19 protein-coding genes and 1 riboswitch are annotated in these 20,746 nt (G+C 74.9%); of the genes, 6 read left to right on the top strand and 13 right to left on the bottom strand.

Annotated elements, in window-relative coordinates:
- Window positions 1-136 precede the first annotated feature (136 nt).
- Window positions 137-886 (bottom strand): class I SAM-dependent methyltransferase, encoded by a 750-nt coding sequence (locus OHS33_RS29880; RefSeq protein WP_330333514.1) that lies wholly within the window; start codon window positions 884-886, stop codon window positions 137-139.
- 11 nt (window positions 887-897) lie between these two features.
- On the bottom strand, window positions 898-1,203 hold the full coding sequence (locus OHS33_RS29875; RefSeq protein ID WP_330333513.1) for a 4a-hydroxytetrahydrobiopterin dehydratase: 306 nt from the start codon (window positions 1,201-1,203) through the stop codon (window positions 898-900).
- A gap of 140 nt (window positions 1,204-1,343) precedes the next feature.
- Between OHS33_RS29875 and OHS33_RS29870 the strand changes: the two genes are divergently transcribed.
- The gene (locus OHS33_RS29870; protein WP_330333512.1) at window positions 1,344-2,132 is read left to right on the top strand and encodes a helix-turn-helix domain-containing protein; all 789 of its coding nucleotides are present in this window, start codon (window positions 1,344-1,346) and stop codon (window positions 2,130-2,132) included.
- Here OHS33_RS29870 and OHS33_RS29865 read toward each other — a convergent pair.
- Window positions 2,118-2,522, bottom strand: coding sequence for a hypothetical protein (locus OHS33_RS29865; protein WP_330333511.1), 405 nt, complete (start codon window positions 2,520-2,522; stop codon window positions 2,118-2,120). The two genes, OHS33_RS29870 and OHS33_RS29865, sit on opposite strands and share 15 nt — an antisense overlap.
- 264 nt (window positions 2,523-2,786) lie before the next feature.
- The gene (locus tag OHS33_RS29860) at window positions 2,787-3,632 is read right to left on the bottom strand and encodes a bifunctional 5,10-methylenetetrahydrofolate dehydrogenase/5,10-methenyltetrahydrofolate cyclohydrolase (RefSeq protein ID WP_330335263.1); all 846 of its coding nucleotides are present in this window, start codon (window positions 3,630-3,632) and stop codon (window positions 2,787-2,789) included.
- A gap of 97 nt (window positions 3,633-3,729) precedes the next feature.
- Window positions 3,730-3,839, bottom strand: a riboswitch (ZMP/ZTP riboswitch).
- Window positions 3,840-3,918: 79 nt separating this feature from the next.
- On the opposite strand from OHS33_RS29860, the gene OHS33_RS29855 reads away from it, so the two are divergent.
- Both OHS33_RS29855 and OHS33_RS29850 read left to right on the top strand, forming a co-directional pair.
- Window positions 3,919-4,683, top strand: coding sequence for a class I SAM-dependent methyltransferase (locus OHS33_RS29855; RefSeq protein ID WP_330333510.1), 765 nt, complete (start codon window positions 3,919-3,921; stop codon window positions 4,681-4,683).
- A 212-nt stretch (window positions 4,684-4,895) separates the two neighbouring features.
- On the top strand, window positions 4,896-6,470 hold the full coding sequence (locus tag OHS33_RS29850) for an RNA polymerase sigma factor (RefSeq protein WP_330333509.1): 1,575 nt from the start codon (window positions 4,896-4,898) through the stop codon (window positions 6,468-6,470).
- A gap of 126 nt (window positions 6,471-6,596) precedes the next feature.
- On the opposite strand, the gene OHS33_RS29845 is transcribed toward OHS33_RS29850, so the two are convergent.
- The 3 genes from OHS33_RS29845 to OHS33_RS29835 form a co-directional block, all read right to left on the bottom strand.
- On the bottom strand, window positions 6,597-8,018 hold the full coding sequence (locus OHS33_RS29845) for an amino acid permease (protein ID WP_443065370.1): 1,422 nt from the start codon (window positions 8,016-8,018) through the stop codon (window positions 6,597-6,599).
- 81 nt (window positions 8,019-8,099) lie between these two features.
- The gene (locus OHS33_RS29840) at window positions 8,100-10,235 is read right to left on the bottom strand and encodes a phage holin family protein (protein WP_330333508.1); all 2,136 of its coding nucleotides are present in this window, start codon (window positions 10,233-10,235) and stop codon (window positions 8,100-8,102) included.
- Window positions 10,236-10,402: 167 nt separating this feature from the next.
- Window positions 10,403-10,807, bottom strand: a complete 405-nt coding sequence (locus OHS33_RS29835; protein ID WP_330333507.1) for a hypothetical protein — start codon at window positions 10,805-10,807, stop codon at window positions 10,403-10,405.
- Between the two features lie 157 nt (window positions 10,808-10,964).
- On the opposite strand from OHS33_RS29835, the gene OHS33_RS29830 reads away from it, so the two are divergent.
- Both OHS33_RS29830 and OHS33_RS29825 read left to right on the top strand, forming a co-directional pair.
- Window positions 10,965-11,738 carry an MBL fold metallo-hydrolase gene (locus tag OHS33_RS29830; protein WP_330333506.1) on the top strand — a complete coding sequence of 258 codons (774 nt, stop codon included), beginning with the start codon at window positions 10,965-10,967 and terminating at the stop codon, window positions 11,736-11,738.
- 2 nt (window positions 11,739-11,740) lie between these two features.
- A complete protein-coding gene (locus tag OHS33_RS29825; RefSeq protein WP_330335261.1) occupies window positions 11,741-12,382 on the top strand; it encodes a DedA family protein in 642 nt (213 codons plus the stop codon).
- A 230-nt stretch (window positions 12,383-12,612) separates the two neighbouring features.
- On the opposite strand, the gene OHS33_RS29820 is transcribed toward OHS33_RS29825, so the two are convergent.
- The 3 genes from OHS33_RS29820 to OHS33_RS29810 form a co-directional block, all read right to left on the bottom strand.
- Window positions 12,613-13,689, bottom strand: coding sequence for an MBL fold metallo-hydrolase (locus OHS33_RS29820; protein ID WP_330333505.1), 1,077 nt, complete (start codon window positions 13,687-13,689; stop codon window positions 12,613-12,615).
- A 61-nt stretch (window positions 13,690-13,750) separates the two neighbouring features.
- Window positions 13,751-14,968: an aminotransferase class I/II-fold pyridoxal phosphate-dependent enzyme gene (locus OHS33_RS29815; protein WP_330335260.1), complete on the bottom strand. Its 1,218-nt coding sequence runs from the start codon at window positions 14,966-14,968 to the stop codon at window positions 13,751-13,753.
- Between the two features lie 165 nt (window positions 14,969-15,133).
- Window positions 15,134-15,718 carry a TIGR03086 family metal-binding protein gene (locus OHS33_RS29810; protein ID WP_330333504.1) on the bottom strand — a complete coding sequence of 195 codons (585 nt, stop codon included), beginning with the start codon at window positions 15,716-15,718 and terminating at the stop codon, window positions 15,134-15,136.
- Between the two features lie 203 nt (window positions 15,719-15,921).
- On the opposite strand from OHS33_RS29810, the gene OHS33_RS29805 reads away from it, so the two are divergent.
- Entirely contained in the window at window positions 15,922-16,749 is an 828-nt protein-coding gene (locus tag OHS33_RS29805; RefSeq protein WP_330333503.1) for a class I SAM-dependent methyltransferase, read from the top strand.
- A 375-nt stretch (window positions 16,750-17,124) separates the two neighbouring features.
- Here the strand turns inward: OHS33_RS29805 and OHS33_RS29800 are convergent, their stop codons facing one another.
- The 3 genes from OHS33_RS29800 to OHS33_RS29790 all read right to left on the bottom strand — a co-directional run bounded on the left by OHS33_RS29800 (window position 17,125) and on the right by OHS33_RS29790 (window position 20,724).
- A complete protein-coding gene (locus tag OHS33_RS29800; protein ID WP_330333502.1) occupies window positions 17,125-19,095 on the bottom strand; it encodes a DUF5107 domain-containing protein in 1,971 nt (656 codons plus the stop codon).
- A gap of 65 nt (window positions 19,096-19,160) precedes the next feature.
- A complete protein-coding gene (locus tag OHS33_RS29795) occupies window positions 19,161-20,060 on the bottom strand; it encodes an arginase family protein (protein ID WP_330333501.1) in 900 nt (299 codons plus the stop codon).
- A 4-nt stretch (window positions 20,061-20,064) separates the two neighbouring features.
- A complete protein-coding gene (locus tag OHS33_RS29790) occupies window positions 20,065-20,724 on the bottom strand; it encodes a GNAT family N-acetyltransferase (protein ID WP_330333500.1) in 660 nt (219 codons plus the stop codon).
- Window positions 20,725-20,746: the final 22 nt, after the last annotated feature.

The following is a 20,746-nucleotide window of genomic DNA, read 5'->3' as shown; positions in this document are numbered from 1 at the left end:
TCCGGGGGCGCCTCAAACGCCGGCGAGGCTGGAATGCCAACCGGGCTGAGGTGGGAACCCTGGGCGGGCGAGGCTGGAATGTCGGCAAGGCTGGCATGGAGCACTGGCCGGGAGGGAGCCACTGGCCGGGCAGGGGTTAGTCGGTCCGGGTGAAGGACTGGAAGTGGTAGGTGGGGGCCGGGCGGGGGTGGTCGGGGGCGGGGAGGGACTCCAGGTCGGCCGCCAGCGCGGTCGGCGTGGTGCCGCGCGGGCTCACCCGGGAGGCGAAGCGCCCGGCGAGCAGGGCGGCCGCGGCCTGCCGCGGGGTACGGCCCTGACCGTGCCCGGTGAAGGCGGCCCGGCCGCCCGGGCGCAGCCCCACCGCGGCGGCGTACGCCGTCACGTCACCGGCCGCGTCGGCGGGACACGGGGTGAGGTGCGGCGCGAGCACGGCGTCGATGTCGCTGCCCACGTCGTGCGCGGCGTCCTTGTCCACCGTGGTGACGAACACCCCGCCGGGCCGCAGCACCCGGGCCGCCTCCGCGACCACCGCCTCCACCACCCCCGGCTCGCGCAGCAGGTGCAGCAGCCACACCGCGCCGACCGCGTCCAGCGCACCCGTGCGGACGGGCAGCCGGGTGCCGGAGGCGAGGACCACCGGGACACCGCGCCCGGCGGCCCGCGCCGCCATCCCGTACGAGGTGTCCGCCCCCAGCACCCGCAGGCCCGGCCGGGTGAGGAGGGCGGTGACGATGCCTGTTCCGCAGCCCAGGTCGAGCAGGGTCCGGGTGCCGGGCGGGAGCAGGCCGAGCAGGGCCGTGGCGGCGGCCTCGGCGCGCGGGGTGCCGCCGCGGGTGGCGTCGTACTCCCGGGCTTCCGCGTCGTAGTCCAGCAGGGTCTTCGTCATGTCGTGCGGCCTCAGTTCGCGCCGTGGGCGGGGGCCAGGTCCTGTACCCGCTGGGCGAGTTCGAAGTCCGTCTCGGTCACCGCGTCGCCCGCGCTGTGGGTGTTCACCGCCAGGCGGACCGTGTTGTAGCCGAGGGTGAGGTCGGAGTGGTGGTTCAACTCGTCCTGGACCACGGCGATGTGGGCGACGAGGGCGCTGGCCGCGAGGTGCGTGCCCAGCCGGTAGGTGCGGACGATCCGGTCGTCTTCGAAGGCCCAGCCCGGGAGTTCCCGCAACCGGTCCTCGATCTCCTTCTGCGACAGCGGCTGACTCGGCATGGGCAGGCTCCCTCGTTCCCGTGACCGTCCTCGTGACCGTCCTCGTGACGTGCGGTCAAGGTTCCCACAGCGCGCGCCGGAGCGAACCGTTCGCGCCGTGGCGCGCCGTGCCGTCACAGCGCTGGGTTAACGTCGGTCGCATGACGACGTCCGTGGGTCCACTGCTCCGGTCCTGGCGCGAGCGGCGCGGGATCAGCCAGCTGGAGCTGGCGGGCCGGGCCGACTCCTCCGCCCGGCACATCAGCTTCGTGGAGACCGGCCGGTCCCGGCCGAGCGAGGAGATGGTGATCCGGCTGGCCGACCGGCTCGACGTGCCGGTGCGCGAGCGCAACGCCCTGCTGCTCGCGGCCGGTTACGCCCCGCGGTACGCGCACACTCCGCTGGACGCGCCGGGGATGGCGGCCCTGCGGGAGGGGCTGGAGCGGCTGCTGGCGGCGTACGAGCCGTATCCGGCGCTGGTCGTGGACGGTACGTACACGGTCGTCGCGGCCAACCGGGGCATCGCGATGCTGCTGGACGGTCTGCCGGAGCACCTGCTCGCACCGCCGCTGAACGCGATGCGGATCACCCTGCACCCCGAGGGGCTCGCGCCCCGGATCCGCAACCTCGCCGAGTGGCGGGGGCACCTGCTGGCCCAGATGGACCGGCAGATCGCGCTGGCCCGTTCGGAGCGGCTGCGCGCGCTGTACGACGAGGTGGCGGCGTACCCCTTCGCGGACACGGACCCGCGGGACGCCTCCGACCCGGCGGCCGTCGCCACCATCGCGCTCCCGCTGCGGATCGAACACGAGGGGCACCTGCTGTCCTTCGTCTCCTCCATCGCCACCTTCAACACCCCGATGGACGTGACCGTCGCCGAGCTGGCCATCGAGACCCTGCTCCCGGCCGATCCGGCGACAGCCAAGTACCTGCACTCACTGGCCCCTTGAGCCCCGCGCGGCCCACTGGAGCACCGCGAAGGCGGCGACGACCGCGGCCTGCGCCGGGATCCACACCAGCCCGGCCGTGGTCGGCTCGAACCAGAGGAACAGCGAGAGCAGACTCAGCGCCACCCAGGCGCAGTTGATCTCGATGACCGCCATCACCAGGGCGGCGGCGGGCTGCCTGCGGGCGGCCAGCGCGCCGACGGCCGCGCCGTACCCGGCCAGCATCACGCCGAGCACCAGCAGCGGGGTGCGACCCACCCCGAGCAGCCGTCCGAGCGGGCCGGCCAGGAGGGCGTAGGCGAGCCCGTTGGCACCGGTGACGACGGCGTCCAGTGCCAGCAGCGGACGCAGCGGAAGGCGCGGCGCGCGGGCGGTGAGCAGGGTTGCGGACATGACGGATCAGCCTCCATGCGGGTTCGGCGGGCGGGAGCGTGGGGCCGGTTCCCGGACCGCAGTGCGGCGGCCCGGGATCCGGTGCCCCCACCCTCCCGCCCGCCGCCCGCCGGGTCGATTACCCCGCGGGTCATGCCCGGGCGGCCCCGGCCTCGCCGGTGGCGGCTGGCGGCGCACCCGGAACGTCGCGGGCACGCGGAACGCCCCGGGCCGTTCGGCCCGGGGCGTTCGTCGTGCGGGGCGCCCCCGTGGGGGCCGGTGGGCTCAGGCGAGGTCGGCCAGGGTCAGGCCGGCCTGGGCCGCGGCCGCCTGCACGGTCTGCTCCAGCAGCACGGCGATGGTCATCGGGCCGACGCCGCCGGGGACCGGGGTGATCAGCGAGGCGCGGGCGGCGGCCGACTCGAAGTGCACGTCGCCGCGGTTGCCGTCGTACCCGGCGTCCAGGACCACCGCGCCCGGCTTGATGTCCTCGCCCCGGATGAACTCGGCCTTGCCGACGGCGGCGACCAGCACGTCCGCCTGGCGGATGATCGAGGGGAGGTCCTCGGTGCGGGAGTGGCAGTAGGTGACGGTGGCGTTCTGGCCGAGCAGCAGCATCCCGGCGGGCTTGCCGAGGATGGCGCTGCGGCCGACGACCACGGCGTGCTTCCCGGCGAGGTCGACCTCGTACTCGGCGAGCAGCCGCATGATCCCGCCCGGGGTGCAGGACACGAAGCCGGGCAGTCCGAAGCCCATGGCGGCGAAGGAGTGCATGGTGACGCCGTCGACGTCCTTGCCCGGGGCGATGGCCTCGAAGGCGGCGCGCTCGTCGATGTGGTGCGGGACCGGGTGCTGCAGCAGGATGCCGCTGACCTCGGGGTCCACGGAGAGCGCGGTGAGGGTGGTGATCAGTTCCTCGGTGGTGGTCGAGGCCGGCAGCTCGACGTGGCGGGAGGTGATGCCCGCCTTGGCGCAACGGTTCTGCTTCATGCGTACGTACGTCACGGACGCGGGGTCCTCGCCGACCAGCACGGTCGCGAGGCAGGGAGCGGTGCCGGTGCGCCGGGTCAGCTCGGCGGCCAGGGCGGCGGTGCGCTCCGAGATGCGGCGGGCGACGGCGGTGCCGTCCATCAGCGTGGCGGTACCGGCCTCGGCCTGGTCCTGAACGGTCTGGTCCTGAACGGTCTGGGCAGTCGTCACGGGGTCTCCTGAACGTCGCTGCGGGATCGCGGATCGCCCAGGCGCGCGGCAGTCGACGTATCGGGACACCTCGGTGCCGCGGTACGCCGGGCCGCTCCCCGGTGGTGATCCACCCAAGCGCCAGTCACGGCCCGCCGCCCAGTGTAGTCGAAGCCCGTGACCGGCCACGATGCGGAATCGAGTGGATCACAGCGGGCGCAGCTGGGACGATCACCACATGACACCCCATTTCGATCAGCTCGTCGCCGAGGCCGAGTCCGTGTCCGTGGACGGCTGGGAATTCTCCTGGCTCGACGGCCGGGCGACCGAGCAGCGCCCTTCCTGGGGCTACCAGAGGCTGCTGGGCGAGCGTCTGGCGGGCGTACAGGCGGCGCTGGACATCCAGACCGGCGGGGGCGAGGTGCTCGCCGGAGCGGGCGTCCTGCCGCCGCTGATGGTGGCCACCGAGTCCTGGCCGCCGAACGTCGCCAAGGCGACCCGGCTGCTGCACCCGAAGGGGGCGGTCGTGGTCGCGGATCCGGACGAGCCGCCGCTGCCCTTCGGTGACGAGGCCTTCGACCTCGTCACCAGTCGGCACCCGGTGACCGTGTGGTGGGCGGAGATCGCGCGCGTGCTGCGGCCCGGCGGTGCCTACTTCTCCCAGCAGGTCGGACCGGCGAGCGTCTTCGAACTCGTCGAGTACTTCCTCGGCCCGCAGCCGGAGGAGGTCCGGCGCGGCCGGCACCCCGACGACGCGGTGGCCGCCGCGGCCGCCGCGGGGCTGGAAGTCGTCGATCTGCGGTCGGAAAGACTGCGTACCGAGTTCCATGACATCGGAGCCGTGATCTACTTTCTCCGGAAGGTCATCTGGATGGTGCCCGGCTTCACGGTCCACCAGTACCGCGACCGGCTCCGCGAGCTCCACGAACGGATCGGGCGCGAAGGCCCGTTCGTCGCGAACACCGCCCGGTTCCTCATCGAGGCCCGCAAACCGGGCCGATGATCGGGGCGGACGGATGTGCGGCCGAAAGGTTGCGCGGACACAGCGTGGCGCAGGTCACTCAATTCATGGCGTAACGAATCTACTCGGGCGTGCGATGAACCGACAGGTGTCCTCGCGCGGCGCCGGAATAACGACCCCCCTCGGGCTCGTTCCACGAGTTCGCGCGATGATGTCCCGTCCCGCCCCATATCTGCCGCAACGAGAGGCTCCTTGTGTCGCTCAGCCCGTCCCGTACGTTCCCTCCGGAGATCGCCGAATCCGAGGCCCTGGTCGCGCTCGTCGAGCGTGGCCGCGAGCAGGGTCACATCAACGGTGACGACGTGCGCCAGGCCTTCGAGGCCGGCCGCATCCCGGTGGACCAGTGGAAGCGGGTCCTGCGCAGCCTGAACCAGGTTCTGGACGAGGAAGGCGTCGCGCTGCACGTCAGCGCCGCCCCGGCCGCGAAGGCCCCCGCCAAGAAGGCCCGCAAGGCCGCCGCCGCCCCGGCCCGCACCGTGACCAAGAAGGCCGCCGCGCCGCGCCCCATCGGTGCGCGCAAGACCGCGGCCCCCGCCACCGCGGCGGCGATATCCGCTCCGTCGGCCTCCGGGACCGAGGAGGAGGCGCTGGCCGAGGCCGCCGCCGAGCCGAAGAAGCGGACGGTCAAGAAGACCGCCGCGAAGAAGGCGACGGCCACCAAGAAGACCGCCGCCGCGAAGAAGGGCGCCAAGGACGGCGACGAGGGCGAGACCCCCGCTGCCGAGGGCGAGGACTGGACCGAGGAGGACCTCGCCGACGAGGCGGAGGAGACCACCCCCGCCAAGGCCGGCACCCAGGGCTTCGTGCTGTCCGATGACGACGAGGACGACGCCCCGGCCCAGACGGTCATGGTGGCCGGTGCCACCGCCGACCCGGTCAAGGACTACCTCAAGCTCATCGGCAAGGTGCCGCTGCTCAACGCCGAGCAGGAGGTGGAGCTCGCCAAGCGCATCGAGGCCGGTCTCTTCTCCGAGTACAAGCTCGAAGAGGAGGAGGACCACAAGCCCGCGTTCAAGCGCGAGCTGGAGATCCTCGTCGAGGACGGCCGCCGGGCCAAGAACCACCTGCTGGAGGCCAACCTCCGCCTCGTGGTCTCGCTGGCCAAGCGTTACACCGGCCGCGGCATGCTCTTCCTGGACCTGATCCAGGAGGGCAACGTCGGTCTGATCCGCGCGGTGGAGAAGTTCGACTACACCAAGGGCTTCAAGTTCTCCACGTACGCCACGTGGTGGATCCGCCAGGCGATCACCCGCGCCATGGCCGACCAGTCGCGCACCATCCGCATCCCGGTGCACATGGTCGAGATCATCAACAAGCTGGCCCGTGTCCAGCGCCAGATGCTCCAGGACCTGGGCCGCGAGCCCACCCCGGAGGAGCTGGGCAAGGAACTCGACATGACCCCCGAGAAGGTCATCGAGGTCCAGAAGTACGGCCGCGAGCCGATCTCGCTCCACACCCCGCTGGGTGAGGAGGGCGACAGCGAGTTCGGTGACCTCATCGAGGACTCCGAGGCGGTCGTCCCGGCCGACGCGGTCTCCTTCACCTTCCTCCAGGAGCAGCTCCAGTCCATCCTGGGCACGCTCTCGGAGCGCGAGGCGGGCGTGGTCTCCATGCGCTACGGCCTCAACGACGGCCAGCCGAAGACGCTGGACGAGATCGGCCGCGTGTACGGGGTCACCCGTGAGCGCATCCGCCAGATCGAGTCCAAGACGATGTCGAAGCTGCGCCACCCGTCGCGCTCGCAGGTGCTGCGCGACTACCTGGACTAAAAATCCGGCCGGACCAAGAGTCCCGGCGAAAGCCCGCGCCGTACCGGCCGCCCGCGTCGCGCACCACGACACGGACAGCCCGTACGGCGCGGGCTTTCGCGTACCCGGCGGCGCCCGGGTCCGTTCCTACGCTCCGGCGCGCTCGGCGCGCTGCTTGCGGGCCGACATCACGGCGTAGACGAGCACGCCCGCGAAGAGGAAGAGCACGCCCTGGTAGACGGCCTCGTACCCGGAGCCCGCGACCAGCCACATCGAGAAGCCGAAGGCCAGACCGGCCAGGATCCCGTCCCGGACGAGCCGGCCCGGGGCCACGCGCTCGCCCTGGCCGGAGACCAGGAAGTGGATCTGGGCGGCGGTGGACAGCAGGTAGGGCACGGTCGCCGTGAAGGTGGTGACCAGGACCAGGACCTCGAAGACCCCCTGCGTGCCCGAGGTGTAGTTGTAGACGGTCAGCGCCGAGGCGAGGACGACGGTGACGATCACTCCGACCACCGGGACCCCGCGCCGCTTGGTCTCGAAGGCCTTCGGGAAGAGGCCGTCCTTCGCCGCCGCGTACGGGGTCTGCGCGCTGAGCAGGGTCCAGCCGTTGAGCGCGCCGACCATCGAGACGACGGCGGCGCAGGCGACCAGGGTGCCGCCCCAGCTGCCGCCGAACATGGCGTTCACGGCGTCGGTGAAGGGCGCGGCGGAGGAGACCAGCGTGTCGTGGGCGACCAGGCCGAAGACGGCGACGGTCCCGAGGAGGTAGACGGTGGCGGCGCCGAGGGTGCCCAGGATGGTCGCGCGCCCGACGTTGCGGGCCGGGTCGCGGACCTCGCCCGCGCTGACCGCGGCCGATTCCACGCCGAGGTAGGAGAACAGCAGGATCGCGGCGGAGGCCGAGACGGCGCCGACGGCGCTCTGGTCGGTGGCCCGGAACGGTCCGAGGTGCGCCGGGTCGAAGAAGAACAGGCCGCCGACCGCGACCAGCAGGAGCGGGGCGAATTTCAGCACGGTGGCCACGAGCTGGACCGCGCCGACGTAGCGGGTGCCCGCCAGATTGGCGAGCGCGGGCAGCCACTGCACGGTGAGGGCGGCCAGACACATCGACCACTTGTGCGCGCCGACGGCCGGGAACAGCACGGCGAGGTAGCCGACGGAGGCCACGGCCAGCGCCGCGTTGGAGACCCAGGTGGTGATCCAGTAGCTCCAGGCCGCCAGGAACCCGGCGAAGTCGCCGAAGGCGGCGCGGGCGTAAACGTACGGGCCCCCGGTCTGCGGGAGCCGGCCGGCGAGCCGGCCGAAGACCAGGGCGAGGGCGATCGCGCCGAGGCTGAGGACCCCGAAGGCGACCAGGCTGATCGTGCCGAAGGGGGCGACCGAGGCGGGCAGGAGGAAGATCCCGCCGCCGACGATGTTCCCCATCACCAGGCAGGTGGCGACGGGCAGGCCGAAGCGGCGGGCGTGCGGGGTGGAGCCCGGTCCGGGCTGGTCAGGGCCGGGTGCGGGAGGGGTGTTCACGGCAGGGGTGTTCACGGCAGGGGTGTTCACGGCAGCGGTGGTGCTCACGGGTGGTACGCCTCGGTCGTTTCACATGGTGGACAGGGGGCAGGCCGACACATGCTCCGGTACCGCGGAGGCCGCACCAAATCAGCGGTTTTCGTCCTGTCCGGCCACCTGTGCGGAAGGAAGTGTTCCGCTCTGGACGCCTTCCGGCCGGTGATCTTCCACCGGGACCTCCACCGGGACTTCCACCGGGACCTGCGGGCCGTCCTCCGTCTCGCGCAGCCAGTGCCGCAGCAGCGCGTGCACCGACTCCGCCCCGACCAGCTCCCCCTCCGGCTCGGACAGCACCGTCGGCCACATCAGGAACGGGTGCCCCTGTTCCCCGCCGAGGCCGCCGTGCGAGCCGATCTGTTCCTCGAAGGCGTGCACGGCGCCGCTCCCCGGGTCGTACGCCGAATTCACCATGATGTCGGCGACGTGCGGGAAGGCGTCCGTACGCCGTACGGCCGCCGCCGCGCCCGGGCCGAAGGCGGCCAGCAGTTCCTCCGCCTCCCCCGGCACCGAGAGCCGCGCCACCGCCCCGCCCGGCCCCAGCACCTGCCCGTCCACCAGCAGGAAACCCACCCCGGGATGCCCCGCCAGGGTGCTCAGCAGCGCCGGGTGGTCGCGCTCGATCCGCTCCCGGGTCGCCCGGCCCGGCACGGCCGGGAAGGAAACCAGGCCGAGGTTCCCGGAGGCCAGCACCACCGGCTCCGGGCCGCGCACCGGACGCGCCTGTTCCGCCGCCGCCTCCACCGGGCGGTGCAGGGCGGTCCGTACCGCGGCCCGGGCCTCGGCGCCGCTGTGAGTGCGCCCCGCCCGGCGGGAGACCGGCAGCCCGCAGCCGGCCCGGACCAGGTCCTTCAAGGTCAGCCCGTACCTCCCGAGGAAGGTCTCCCCCGGGCTCTGGCCGTGGTCGGAGAGGAGCACCACCCGGTAGGTGCGGGGCGCGTGCTCGGCGACCCGGGCGATCAGGGCGAGGCTGCGGTCGAGCCGGGCGAGCACCTGGTCGGTGTCCCGGCCGCGCGGCCCCGAATGGTGGGCGACCTCGTCGTAGGCCACCAGGTCGGCGTAGACCGCGGCGCGCCCGGCGAGCATGTCGCCGATCACCGCGGCGACCACCACGTCCCGTTCGACCACCGTGGCGAAGGCCCGGATGGCCGGGTACAGCCCGCCGCGCGACACCCTGGGGGATGTCTTGCGCACCCGCGCCCGGACCGACTGGCCGATCTCCCGCGCCACCTCGGCGACGAACGACAGGAAGGTGCGCACCGCGTTGGCCGGGTCGGAGAAGTACGCGAAGTACCCGGCCCGGGACCGGTTGCCGCGCCCGCGCCGCGCCGACACCGAGAGCACCAGCGCCAGCTGGTCGGCGCCGCCGCTGAAGAGGTTCCCGCGGCTCGCGCCGTCGAGGGTGAGCAGCCCGCGGTCCCCGGTCCGGGCCCTCGCGCGGCGCTCCAGGGCCGCGGCGCTGCTGGGCCGGTTGCAGACCACGATCTCGCCGGTGTCCTTCTCGTACCAGCGGAAGGCGGGCACGTCGAAGTTCGAGCCGTGCAGGATGCCGAGCTGGCTGGCGCCGGTCTGGCTGGACCAGTCGGTACGCCAGGACGTGACCCGGTGGGTACGGTCCAGCCACCCGGCCACGGTCGGCATCAGCCCGGCCCCGGCCGCCCGCCGCAGCACCTCGTAGCCGACGCCGTCGAACTGCAGGAAGACCAGTCCGGGCGCGGACTCGGAAGCACCGCTTGCGCCCGCCCGGCGCTGGCGGCGGCGTTTGCGGTCGGCGAGGCGGTAGAGCCGTCTGCGGTAGGCCTCGTCGTCGCGGACGGCGAGAGCGGTGGAGGTGGCGGAGGCGACCGCGGACATCACGGCGGCCACGACGACGGCGGTCTCGGGGGCGGCCTCGCCGCGGCCGTCCGGGATCAGGTCGAGGGCGAGCAGCAGCAGTGAGCCGTTGAGGAAGAACACCAGCAGGCCGAGCACGAGGGCGGGCACCAGCAGCAGGGCCCGGACCAGCACCGGCCATACGAGCGCGCTGAGCAGGCCGAAGGCTCCGGCTCCCCAGGCGGCGGTGAGTCCGACCCGGGTGATGCTGTCGCCGCCCGCGCCGCCGGGGTCCGGCTGGAGGCGGAAATCGGGCAGGACCGCCGCCAGGAGCAGCATGGTCAGGGTGGACACCGCCCAGACGAGGAGCACCCGCGCCAGGGCGCTGCCCGCGGTCCGCCATCGGCCTCGCAGCACGCCGTACCCGCCTCGTGTCCCGGCCCGCGCCCCGCTCGCGGGCCCCCGGACCAGCGTCGCACAGGGAGGGTGGCCGGGCCGGGTGACGCGGGAGGCGTACGGACGTACGGGGCGTGCGGCTCAGGGGTGGCGGGGCGAGGTTCCCCCGGGAGGCCGGGCCGGAGGTCTCAGGTGCCGTCGTACCCGGCGGTCGGCATCGACATCCGGCGGTGCACCTCGGCCTTCATGCCGGAGGTGTACGCGGGCTCGTCGTGTCCGGCGGTCTCCAGCCGGACGCCGCGCCGCTCGCACTCGGCGGTGAACTCCTCGACCGAGCGCAGCGCCCGGCGCAGGACCCGGTGGTTGGGGGCGACGAACAGGTCGACCTGTCCGGCGTCGATGTCGGACCAGAGCCCGCAGTGGTCGGCGCGCAGCCCGTAGACCAGCAGTTGCCGGGTCACGACGTAGCCGTGGTCGGCGGCCCAGCGGGCGCACATGGCGTGCTGGGTGCGGGTGTCCACGATGAAGGGGTCGGCGTCCAGTTCCTCTAGCGGGGTCAGGCTGGCGATTGCGGCGACGCGCAGCTCATCCATGCCGCCCGACCCTACTCCGATCCGCTGCCCGCGAGGAGGGGGCCTTCGGCCACCACTGACGCCGTGGTACCGGCGGTTCGGCCGGGTACGGCCTAGGCTCGGGGGGCACGTACGGGGTAGTGAAGGACCGCGAGGGGCGAGGCGGGGAGGGTCCGGGGTGACGGTGGAGATCACGTGGTGGGGGCACGCCACCTGCACGGTCGAGGATTCCGGGGTGCGGCTGCTGACCGACCCGCTGTTCGCCCGCCGCCTCGCCCATCTGCGGCGGCGGCGCGGCGCGGTGCCGCCCGCGGAGGCGGCCGTGGCGGACGCGGTGCTGGTGTCGCACCTGCACGCCGACCACCTGCACCTGCCCTCGCTGGCCCGGCTGGCGCCGGGGACGGAGCTGGTGGTGCCGCGCGGGGCCCGGCGGGCCGTGCCGGGCCTGGCGCGGCTCGCCGGCGCGCGCGGGCTGCGGGTCACCGAGCTGGCGCCGGGCGAGCGGACCACCGTGGGGCGGCTGGGGATCCGGGCGGTGGCCGCGCGGCACGACGGGCGGCGGCTGCCGTTCGGTCCGCAGCTCACGCCCGCGCTCGGGTACGTGGTGCGGGGCTCGGCGACGACGTACTTCGCCGGGGACACCGGGCTGTTCGACACGATGGCCGAGGAGGTCGGGCCGGTGGACGTGGCGCTGCTCCCGGTGGGCGGCTGGGGCCCGTACCTGGGGCCGGGGCACCTGGATCCGGGGCGGGCGGCGCGGGCGCTGGCCCTGCTGGCGCCCGCGGCGGCGGTTCCGGTGCACTACGGGACGTACTGGCCGATCGGGATGGACGCGGTCCGGCCGCACGAGTTCCACGCTCCGGGCGAGGAGTTCGCGCGGGCGGCGGCGCGGCGGGCGCCGAAGGTCACCGTGCGGGTGCCGGGGCACGGGGAGCGGGTGCGGCTGCCGTGATCCTGTATGACGCGGTGCACCAGGTGCAGCAGGCACCGGCGGAGAGCACCCAGCAGGTGGTGGGGTATCCGGCGCTGTTCGTGCTGGTGGCGCTCGGGGCGCTGGTGCCGGTGATCCCCACAGGGGCGCTGGTGAGTTCGGCGGCCGTGGTGGCCTTCCACCAGCGGTCGCTGCCCTTCGGGCTGGTGCTGGTGTTCGCCGTGGCGGCGCTCGGGGCGTTCCTCGGGGACGTCGCCCTCTACCGGCTCGGGGAGCGCGGGGTCCGCTCGCGCAGCGGTTCGCGATGGCTGGAGGCCCTGCGGCGGCGGGCCGGGCCGGAGCGGCTGGACGAGGCGACGGCGAAGCTGGACGAGCACGGGGTGCTGGTGCTGGTGGTCTCGCGGCTGGTTCCGGCGGGGCGGATCCCGGTGATGCTGGCCTGTCTGCTGGCCCGGCTGCCGCTGCGCCGCTTCGCCCGTGGGGACGCGCCCGCGTGTCTGGCGTGGGCGGCGACGTACGGCCTGATCGGGATCGTCGGCGGCTCGCTGTTCTCCGAACCGTGGAAGGGCGTGGCCCTCGCGGTCGGCCTCACCCTGCTGATCAGCACGGCCCCGGCCCTGTGGCGCCGGGCAAGGGGCGCCACCACCAGCCCGCCCGGCCACTGAGGGCGAGGAGCGCCACCTTCAGCCCGCCCGGCCACCTTCAGCCCGCCCCGCCACCCTCAGCCCGCCCGGCGATTGAGGGCGAGGAGCGCCACCCTCAAGCCCGCCCCGCCACCTTCAGCCCGCCCGGCGACTGAGGGCCCGCCGGAGGCAGGTGCGCCGCACCGGACACCGCGCCCCCGCAAGCCCCCGGGCCACGGCACTGGGCCGCTCGGCGGCCGCTCCGCACCGGCCTAGAACGTGCGCGAGGCACCGATCGCCAGGTCCCAGAGGTCCTCCCGGGGCAGGGCGGCGCGGCTCCAGGCGGCGCGGGCGCGCAGCAGCGGCTCCAGGACCGGTTCGGCGGAGAGGACGAAGGTGGCCCAGTGCATCGGGGCCATCCGCCGGGCCCCGAGGTCGCGGCACGCCCGTACCGCCTCCTCCGGATCGGCGTGCACGTCGCGCAGCCACCAGCGCGGGGCGTAGGCGCCGATCGGCAGCAGGGCCAGGTCGATGCCGGGGTGGCGGCGGCCGATCTCGCCGAACCAGTGCCCGTAGCCCGTGTCGCCCGCGAAGTAGACCTTCTTGCCGGCGGCGAGGTCGGTGAGGACCCAGCCGCCCCACAGCGTCCGGCAGGTGTCCAGCAGGGAGCGTTTGGACCAGTGGTGGGCGGGGACGAAGTCGAAGCGTACGCCGCCCAGTTCGGCGGATTCCCACCAGTCCAGCTCGGTGACCCGGGTGAAACCGCGGCGGCGGCACCAGCGGGCGAGCCCCGCCGGGACGAACAGGGCGGTGTGCCGGGGCAGCCGTTTGAGCGTGGCCGCGTCCAGGTGGTCGTAGTGGTTGTGGCTGATCACGACGGCGTCGACGGGCGGGAGGTCCGCCCAGCGCACCCCGACGGCGGTCAGCCGGGCGGGGGTGCCGAGGATCCGGCGGGACCAGACCGGGTCGGTGAGCACGGTCAGCCCGCCCAGGCGCAGCACCCAGCTGGCGTGCCCGGCCCAGGTGACGGCGACGGTGCCGGGGGCGGCGGCGGGCAGCGGGCCGGGCTCGTAGGGCAGGTCGGGGATCCCCAGCAGCCCCTCGGGACCTGGCCGCAGCGCCCCCTCCCGCGCGAGCCGCGCGAAGGCGCGCAGCCCGGGCAGCGGGGTGGTCAGCCGGTCGGCGAAGGAGCGCGGCCAGCGCCGCACCTCCCCGAGCGGCCGCGCCCCGCCCCGGCGGGCGGCACCGCGCCCGCCGGACGCCGTGCGGGCGCCCGGCCGGTCCACGGCCGCGGGCGGAGCCGCAGCCGCAGCGGGGACGGGTGCGCGGCGCTCCGTCTGATCCCTCATCAAGAACTCTCCGTTCACCGGCACTTCGGGGGTCAGGGCGGGCAGGGCGGGCCGGGTCGGGTCAGGCCAGGTCGGCGAGCACCGACCCCAGCCGGTCCAGGGAGCGCCGTACGTGCGGCAGTTCGAGGGGGTCCGGGGCCAGCAGCGCGGCCAGCCGCTCCTCCGGGGTGGCGCCCAGCAGCGGGCCGGTCGACAACCGGAAGCGCAGCGCGCCCAGTTCGTCGTCGAACCGCTGGCCGCCGGGGGCGGGGGCGCCGAGCCGGGTGCCCAGGTAGTCCTCCAGCTCCATGGCGTCGCCGACGCCGTGCCGGGCGAGTCCGGCGCGCAGCGGGCCCAGGTCGGCGTAGAGGTGGCGGCCGGCGCGCGGGGGCCGGGCCAAGGCTCCGACGGCGAGCAGCTCCCGGTGCGCGGCCGCGGCCACCGCCGCGTGCAGGGCGGCGGCGGAGCGGCCGCGGGCGACGACGGCCGCGGGTTCGTCCAGGGCGTGCGCGGCGGCCACGGCGACGGGGCCCGCGACGAGCGCACCGGTGGCGGTGAGGACGTCGAGCGTACGGGCGCGCAGCCAGGTGCCGCGGGCGGTGCCGGGGAAGCGGACGACGGCCGCGGGCCACCCGCCCGGCAGCAGCGCGCCGGAGAGATCGAGCAGCACGGCGGCCTGTTCGGGCAGCATTTCGGCGGGGCTGAGGACGGCGTCCTGGTGCGGCCGGTGCAGGGTGTCGCGCCAGGTCTCGTCGCTGACCACGAACAGTCCGGCGGACTCCGCGGCCTCGCACGCCTCGCGCAGGACCTCCGGCGGCGGCACGGTCGCGGTGGGGTCGTCGGCCACCGACAGGAGCAGCACGCGGGGGTCGCCGCCCTCGGCGCGCACCCGGCGCACGGTCTCCAGCAGGGCGTAGGGATCGGGCACGCCGCCGCATTCCGCGGGGGTGGGCACGTGGTAGGCGCGCCGTCCCAGCAGCCGGACCTGCGGGGTCCACCAGGCGGGACAGGGGCGGGGCAGCAGCACGTCGCCGCCGTACGCGCCGAGCAGCGCGAGCAGCAGTGCGGGCGCGCCCGGTCCGGCGGCCACGGCGTCCGGTTCGGCGGGCAGGCCGCGCCGGGCCCAGTGGCGGCAGGCGGCCTCGCGGACGGCCGCGCCGCCGCCCGGGGGTTCGGGGGCGGAGCGGCCCGCGGCGGCCGCGAGGACGGCGGTGAGTTCGGGCAGCACGGGCAGGCCCGGTTCCGGGGCCGGGGGCCCGTACCGGACCGGGCCGCGTCCTTCTGCCGCCGTGCGCCGCATCCCCGCCACCGCCTGCACCACCGCTTCCATCCGTCCGTCCGGCTGTCCGTCCGGCCTCTGGCCGACACCGCTGACCCGACCTTTATACGGTTCTCTGATCCGATCTGCCGCTTATATGGCGGTCGCATGTATCGCGCGCGCCTCGCCCCCGCGCCGGCCCGCAGGTCAGCCCGCGCGCCCGACGAGCGCCAGCAGCCGGGTCTGCGCGTCCGCGCCCGCCGACACGTCCAGCGCCGCGGCGTACGCCCCGCTCGCCGCGAGCGTGTCGGCGTAGGGCATCACCTCTTTGATCGAGAACTCCACCAGGCCGTCCGGGAGCCGGTCGTCGGCCCCGATGCCCCGCGCCAGGTCCCAGGCGTGCACGACGCAGTCGGCGGTCAGCTCGGAGCAGTACGCCGACCCGCGCGTGGGCCCGTAGGAGAGCGCCACGGTCCGCTCCAGGGCCCCGGGGGCCGTGAAGGCGGCGTGGGCGGCGGCCGCGGCCAGGCCCCAGGCGGCGCCCGGGTCCGCGCCGAGCACGTCGCCGGAGAACGCGTCGCCGACCTCCTCCACGGTCCGCCCCTCGGTCACCAGCGGCGGGATCCAGAGCTGCTCACCGGTGACGTGGTTGACCAGTTCCCGCACGGTCCACTCGGTGCAGGGGGTCGGGTCGTCCCACTGGCCGTCGGCGACCCGGCGCACGTACGCGCCGAAGAGTTCCAGGGCCTTCGCGTGCTGGTCCAGCAGCGTGTCCGGCCGATGTTCTCCCACCGGTCCCACCGTCCTCTCGCAAGGCGCTCCGCCTCCTGCGGCCCACTGTCCTCGCGCTTCGTTTCCCCGGCTACCCGACCGCCCAACCCTCTTTCCCCACAAGGGGGATGTCCACATTCCGATACGCATATCTCATATCCCGACATGATCCTCTACCGTGATGACACCGCTTCGACACCCTTCGACGACGAGGAGTCACCGCCATGGAAAGCGCACCCGAGACCGCCCACGAGACCGCCGTCTACACCCACGGGCACCACGAGTCGGTCCTGCGCTCGCACCGCTGGCGCACCGCCGCGAACTCGGCCGCCTACCTGACCGGCGCGCTGCGCCCGGGCATGGACCTGCTGGACGTGGGCTGCGGACCGGGCACGATCACCGCCGACCTGGCCGAGCTGGTCGCCCCGGGGCGGGTCACCGCCGTGGACGCCGCCGCGGACGTCGTCGACCGGGCCCGGCAGTACGCGGAGGAACGCGGCCTGCACGGCATCGAGTTCGCCACCGCCGACGTGCACGCGCTGGACTTCCCGGACGACTCCTTCGACGTCGTCCACGCCCACCAGGTGCTGCAGCACGTGGGCGACCCGGTCCGGGCGCTGCGCGAGATGCGGCGCGTGTGCCGGCCCGGCGGGATCGTCGCCGTGCGCGACGCCGACTACGCGGCGATGACCTGGTTCCCGCAGGTGCCCGGCCTGGACGACTGGCAGGACCTGTACCGGCGGGTGGCCCGCGCCAACGGCGGCGAGCCGGACGCCGGGCGGCGCCTGCTGTCCTGGGCGAAGGCGGCCGGGTTCGGCGAGATCACGGCGACGGCCACCGCGTGGTGTTACGCGACGCCGGACGAGGTGGCCTGGTGGAGCGGGCTGTGGGCGGACCGTACGACGGCGTCCTCGTACGCCCGCGCCGCCACGGAGGGCGGCCACACCACGGCCGCCGGGCTGACGGCGGCCGCCGACGCGTGGCGCGCCTGGGGCCGGGAGCCGGACGCCTGGTTCTCGGTCCTGAACGGCGAGATCCTGTGCCGGGCGTGACCGGCCGCCGCGGTGGCCCCGGTGGCCCCGGTGGCCAATCCGGCCTGCCCCGGGGGCACCTCCCAGCGGTGGCCGGGGGAATGTGAGGGCCGGCCGGAGGCGATGGCTGCGCCGAGGTGTGCCTCCGGCGGCGCCTCAAACGCCGGCGGGGCTGAATGACCCCGCCGGACACGGTGGCCCCGGCCAGACGCGGTGGTCGCTCCGGTCATCCCGGGGGAAATCAGCCCCGTCGGCGTTTGAGGCACCCCCGGAGGGCAAGCCGGGCCGCGCGCGAGGACGGCTGCGTCCGGCGGCCCCGGGGGCGAGCGATCGTCCCCCCCGGGGCGGCCCCGGCGGGCGCGGCGGCGGCCGTCACCGCCGGGGCCGCCGCACCCCTCAGCCCCGCGGCGGCCGCATCCGGAAGTCGTAGCGCCGGGGCAGCGGGCGGTCGGTCAGGGACGACCACACCTCGCCCAGGGCCTCGTCCCCCTCCCGGAGGTCCGCCACCTCGAAGCCCTCCTCGAACACCCGCAGCGCGGCGCCCACATGGCCCTCCGCCGCGAGCATCCGGGCGGCCAGCAGCAGGAACCGGCCCTGTTCGCGCAGCGAGGGCCGCAGCCGCTCCCAGACCGCGCGGGCCGCGCCCGGGCGGCCCGCCGCCAGCAGCGCGGTCATCGCCTCCCGGCCCAGCGCGGACTCGGCGGCCGTCCAGGCCGCGCCGCCCCGGCTCTCCTCGGCCAGGTCAGCGAAGGCCTCCGCGTACCGGTCGGCCGCCCGTTCCGGGTCGCCCGCCAGCCGGTCCGCGACCGCCATGCAGCGCAGCAGCGGCCAGCGCGAGGGGGCCAGCGCCAGGCCGCGCTCCCAGCTGCGCACCGCCTGGGCCACATCGCCCGCGTGCCACTGGGCGACCCCGAGGTGGTATTCGGTGAGCGGGTCCGCCGGGGCCGTCTCCAGCATGTCCCGCCAGTGCGCGGCGACCAGGCTGGGCCCGGGCGGGGCCACCCGGCGCGGGCTCGGGAACACCCCCGTGCGCCACAGTTCCAGCCAGGGCGCCTGGGCCTCGCCCAGGTCCGCTTCGGCGAAGGGGGTGCCGGGCAGTTTGTGCCCGCCGCACAGCACCTCCAGGGCGCCCCAGCCGGACCCGGTGGCCAGCCGCTCCCCCGGTTCGTGGTCGGCGCAGGGCCGCCACGCCTCGTACGCCGCGTCCACCCGTTCCCGGGGCAGCGCCGCCTCCAGCGCCCGCCCGGCCTCGGCGCGGGCCGCCGTCCAGTCGTCGCCGTGCACCGCTCCCGGCTCGGCGGCCAGCGGCCCGTACGCCTCCAGCCAGCTGAACTCGGCCCCGGCCTCCAGGCGTACGTGCTCCAGCTGGGTCCGCGCGAGGCCGGCCTGGATCTCCGCGTACCCCGGGGTGCCGGGCTCGGTCAGCCACTCCTGCCAGCGCCGCCCGCCCCGCCCGGCGCCCCACACGAAGAGCTTGCGCCCGCGCAGCCGGGCGGTGGAGGTCTGCGCCAGCCCGTACCCCGCGTCGTCGAGCGAGGCGATCCAGGGCCGGTCCCCGTCCGCCACCTCGTAGAAGTAGTCGGCGGGGTACTCGCCGCGCAGCGGGTACGTCCGGTCCGCACCCTCCCACCGCGGTACGGGGATCCGGCGCAGCGCGCGCTCGTAGCCGAAGTGCCAGGCCTCGTCGGCGGGGGCGAGCACCCGGGTGCCGGGGCCCTCGGGGACGGCGGTGTTGGACCACCAGTACACGGGCGCGGCCCGCTCGTGCGGATTGCGCACCCGGACGCCGACGTAGAGGAACTCCGAGTCCTCCGGCAGCCACAGGTCCACCTGGAAGGGGAGGTCGCGCAGCCGCTCCCACTCCCACATGCGGAGCATGGTGGTGCCGTCGGGCGCCGGGACGAGCGCGGCGTGCAGCGGGGCGCAGGACAGGGTGGTGTGCCCGGTGGCGCCGATGTTCCATTCGATGCCGCCGGAGAACCAGGCGCCGTTGAGGGCGAAGGCGGCGGGCTGGAACACCGGGTTGCGGTGGAGCAGTTCGCGTCCGGTGGGCAGGTGGACGATCGAGTGCACGCGGCCGCCGAGCCCGGGCAGCACGGTCACCCGCACGTGTGCGTTCTCCAGGACGATGCTGTCGAACTCGGTCTCCGCGCGCTCCCGTTGGTAGCCGTCCAGCACCCGCACCGGAAGCAGCGATCTGAGCGGTTCATAGCCGATCTGCCGGACCATCTCGCGGGGCAGCCCGCCCTGGGAACGCTCGTCGAGGGCGTGCACCTCGGCGGGCCCGCCCAGGGTGGGCAGCGGGTTCTCGGGCCCCAACGGGGCTGCGGGCAGCGTCAGTACGGAACGTCGGACGATCGTGGCCATGAGGGAAATGGAACACGTCACGGCGGCCGAAGCACAGCCATGCGGCGGATCACACCCGGTCAGGATTACGCAAAGGCCCCGGCCACCAGGTCGGCGAGGAGTGCGCCCGCACTGGCGTCCGGGTCGAGGTCCGGGTCGTAGACGGTGACGTTCAGCCCGACGCAGCGCGGGGACTTCACGAGGACGGCGAGCAGCTCGCCCAGTTCGTCGGGGAGCAGTCCGCCCGCGTCGGGGCTGTCCACGGCGGGCATCACCCCCGGGTCCAGGACGTCGGCGTCCAGGTGCACCCAGAACCCGGCGGTGACCGGCGGGCGCAGTCCCTCCAGCGCCACCCGCGCCACCGGCCCGGCCCCCGCCTCCCGGATCTGCCCGACGGTGACGGCCATGATCCCGGCGGCGGCCAGTTCGGGGAGGTCCGCGTCGCCGTCCCGCAGCCCGAAGAGCCGTACGTCCTCGTCCCGCAGGTACGGCGAGCGGCCCTCGATGTCGGACAGGTCGGCCTGGCCGCGGCCGGTGGCGAGCGCCAGCTCCTCGCCCCCGGCCGCCCCGACGGGCCCGTTGACGGCCGTGTTCCCGGGGTGGCGGAAGTCGGCGGAGCCGTCGATGGCGGCCAGCCCGTACCGGCCGAGCCGGCGCATGGCCAGGGAGGCGCCGAGCTGGATCGAGCAGTCCCCGCCGAGGACGACCGGGAACTCCCCGGCCCGCAGGTGCTTTTCGATCCGGTCGGCGAGGGTGACGGTGTACGCGGCGAGGGCCGGGGCGTGGAAGACCCCGTCGCCCTCGCGCCAGTCACCGCGGTCGTAGCGCGGCGGGACGACGACCCCGCCGTCGCGCGCGCCGAGCCGGGCCAGCAGGCCCTGTTCGCGCAGCGCTCCGGCGAGTTTGTAGACCCCGGGCACGGCGCCGGGGGCGGGTGGGCGCAGACCCAGGTTGGACGGAGCGTCGAGGAGCACGATCGTTCGCATCCCCTCATCCTGCGTGATGCGGGACCGCCGGGTCGAGCATCTCCCGGGTGATGGCCCAGCGTTCATGGTCGCGCCAGGCGCCGTCGACGCGCAGGAAGGCGGGTGAGAGGCCCTCCAGGCGGAAGCCGAGGCGGCGGACGAGCGCGATCGAGGCGGCGTTGCCGGGCTGGACATTGACCTCCAGCCGGTGCAGATCGAGCCCGCGGGGGCCGGGTTCGTGCGGGGCGGAGCCGTGCGGGGCGGGTCCGTGCGGGCCGCCGGCCTCGTCCGTCGGCGGCCCGGTCAGCGCGTGCCGGAGCAGCAGGCCCACTCCCTCCGTCATCAGGCCCCGGTCGGCGGCGTGCGCGAAGGCCCCGTAGCCCAGGGCCCCGCACTGGAACGCTCCGCGCACGATGTTGTTCACGTTGACGAATCCGGCGATCGCGCCGCCGTCGCGCTCGCACACCAGGAACCCGGCGCGCGCTTCGTCCGCGCCGTCGGCGCCGGTCAGCCGGGCCGCGTAGGCCGCGTACTCCTCGGGCGTCCCCGGCGGGAACAGCCACGGCCGGTGCAGCTCGCGGCTCTCCCGGGTGCGCCGGATGAACTCGGGCCCGTCGGCGGACCGGATGCGCCGCAGCCCGACCCGGGGGCCTGCGGCGAGGTACAGCGGATCAAGATCAGGCATCCTTCGATGCTAACCGCGGGGC

Origin of the sequence: Streptomyces sp. NBC_00536, from assembly GCF_036346295.1 — a bacterium.
Lineage (GTDB): Bacteria > Actinomycetota > Actinomycetes > Streptomycetales > Streptomycetaceae > Streptomyces.
This window is presented reverse-complemented; position numbering and strand designations above follow the sequence as displayed.

What these genes read in the sequence shown, in the direction of transcription:
- OHS33_RS29875 (WP_330333513.1), bottom strand. Translation starts at nt 1,203, where the DNA reads ATGCCGAGTCAGCCGCTGTCGCAGAAGGAGATCGAGGACCGGTTGCGG.
- OHS33_RS29795 (WP_330333501.1), bottom strand. Translation starts at nt 20,060, where the DNA reads ATGCGAACGATCGTGCTCCTCGACGCTCCGTCCAACCTGGGTCTGCGC.
- OHS33_RS29820 (WP_330333505.1), bottom strand. Translation starts at nt 13,689, where the DNA reads ATGAGGGATCAGACGGAGCGCCGCGCACCCGTCCCCGCTGCGGCTGCG.
- OHS33_RS29865 (WP_330333511.1), bottom strand. Translation starts at nt 2,522, where the DNA reads ATGTCCGCAACCCTGCTCACCGCCCGCGCGCCGCGCCTTCCGCTGCGT.
- OHS33_RS29815 (WP_330335260.1), bottom strand. Translation starts at nt 14,968, where the DNA reads ATGCGGCGCACGGCGGCAGAAGGACGCGGCCCGGTCCGGTACGGGCCC.
- OHS33_RS29805 (WP_330333503.1), top strand. Translation starts at nt 15,922, where the DNA reads ATGGAAAGCGCACCCGAGACCGCCCACGAGACCGCCGTCTACACCCAC.
- OHS33_RS29870 (WP_330333512.1), top strand. Translation starts at nt 1,344, where the DNA reads ATGACGACGTCCGTGGGTCCACTGCTCCGGTCCTGGCGCGAGCGGCGC.
- OHS33_RS29860 (WP_330335263.1), bottom strand. Translation starts at nt 3,632, where the DNA reads ATGGACGGCACCGCCGTCGCCCGCCGCATCTCGGAGCGCACCGCCGCC.
- OHS33_RS29835 (WP_330333507.1), bottom strand. Translation starts at nt 10,807, where the DNA reads ATGGATGAGCTGCGCGTCGCCGCAATCGCCAGCCTGACCCCGCTAGAG.
- OHS33_RS29790 (WP_330333500.1), bottom strand. Translation starts at nt 20,724, where the DNA reads ATGCCTGATCTTGATCCGCTGTACCTCGCCGCAGGCCCCCGGGTCGGG.
- OHS33_RS29880 (WP_330333514.1), bottom strand. Translation starts at nt 886, where the DNA reads ATGACGAAGACCCTGCTGGACTACGACGCGGAAGCCCGGGAGTACGAC.
- OHS33_RS29855 (WP_330333510.1), top strand. Translation starts at nt 3,919, where the DNA reads ATGACACCCCATTTCGATCAGCTCGTCGCCGAGGCCGAGTCCGTGTCC.
- OHS33_RS29800 (WP_330333502.1), bottom strand. Translation starts at nt 19,095, where the DNA reads ATGGCCACGATCGTCCGACGTTCCGTACTGACGCTGCCCGCAGCCCCG.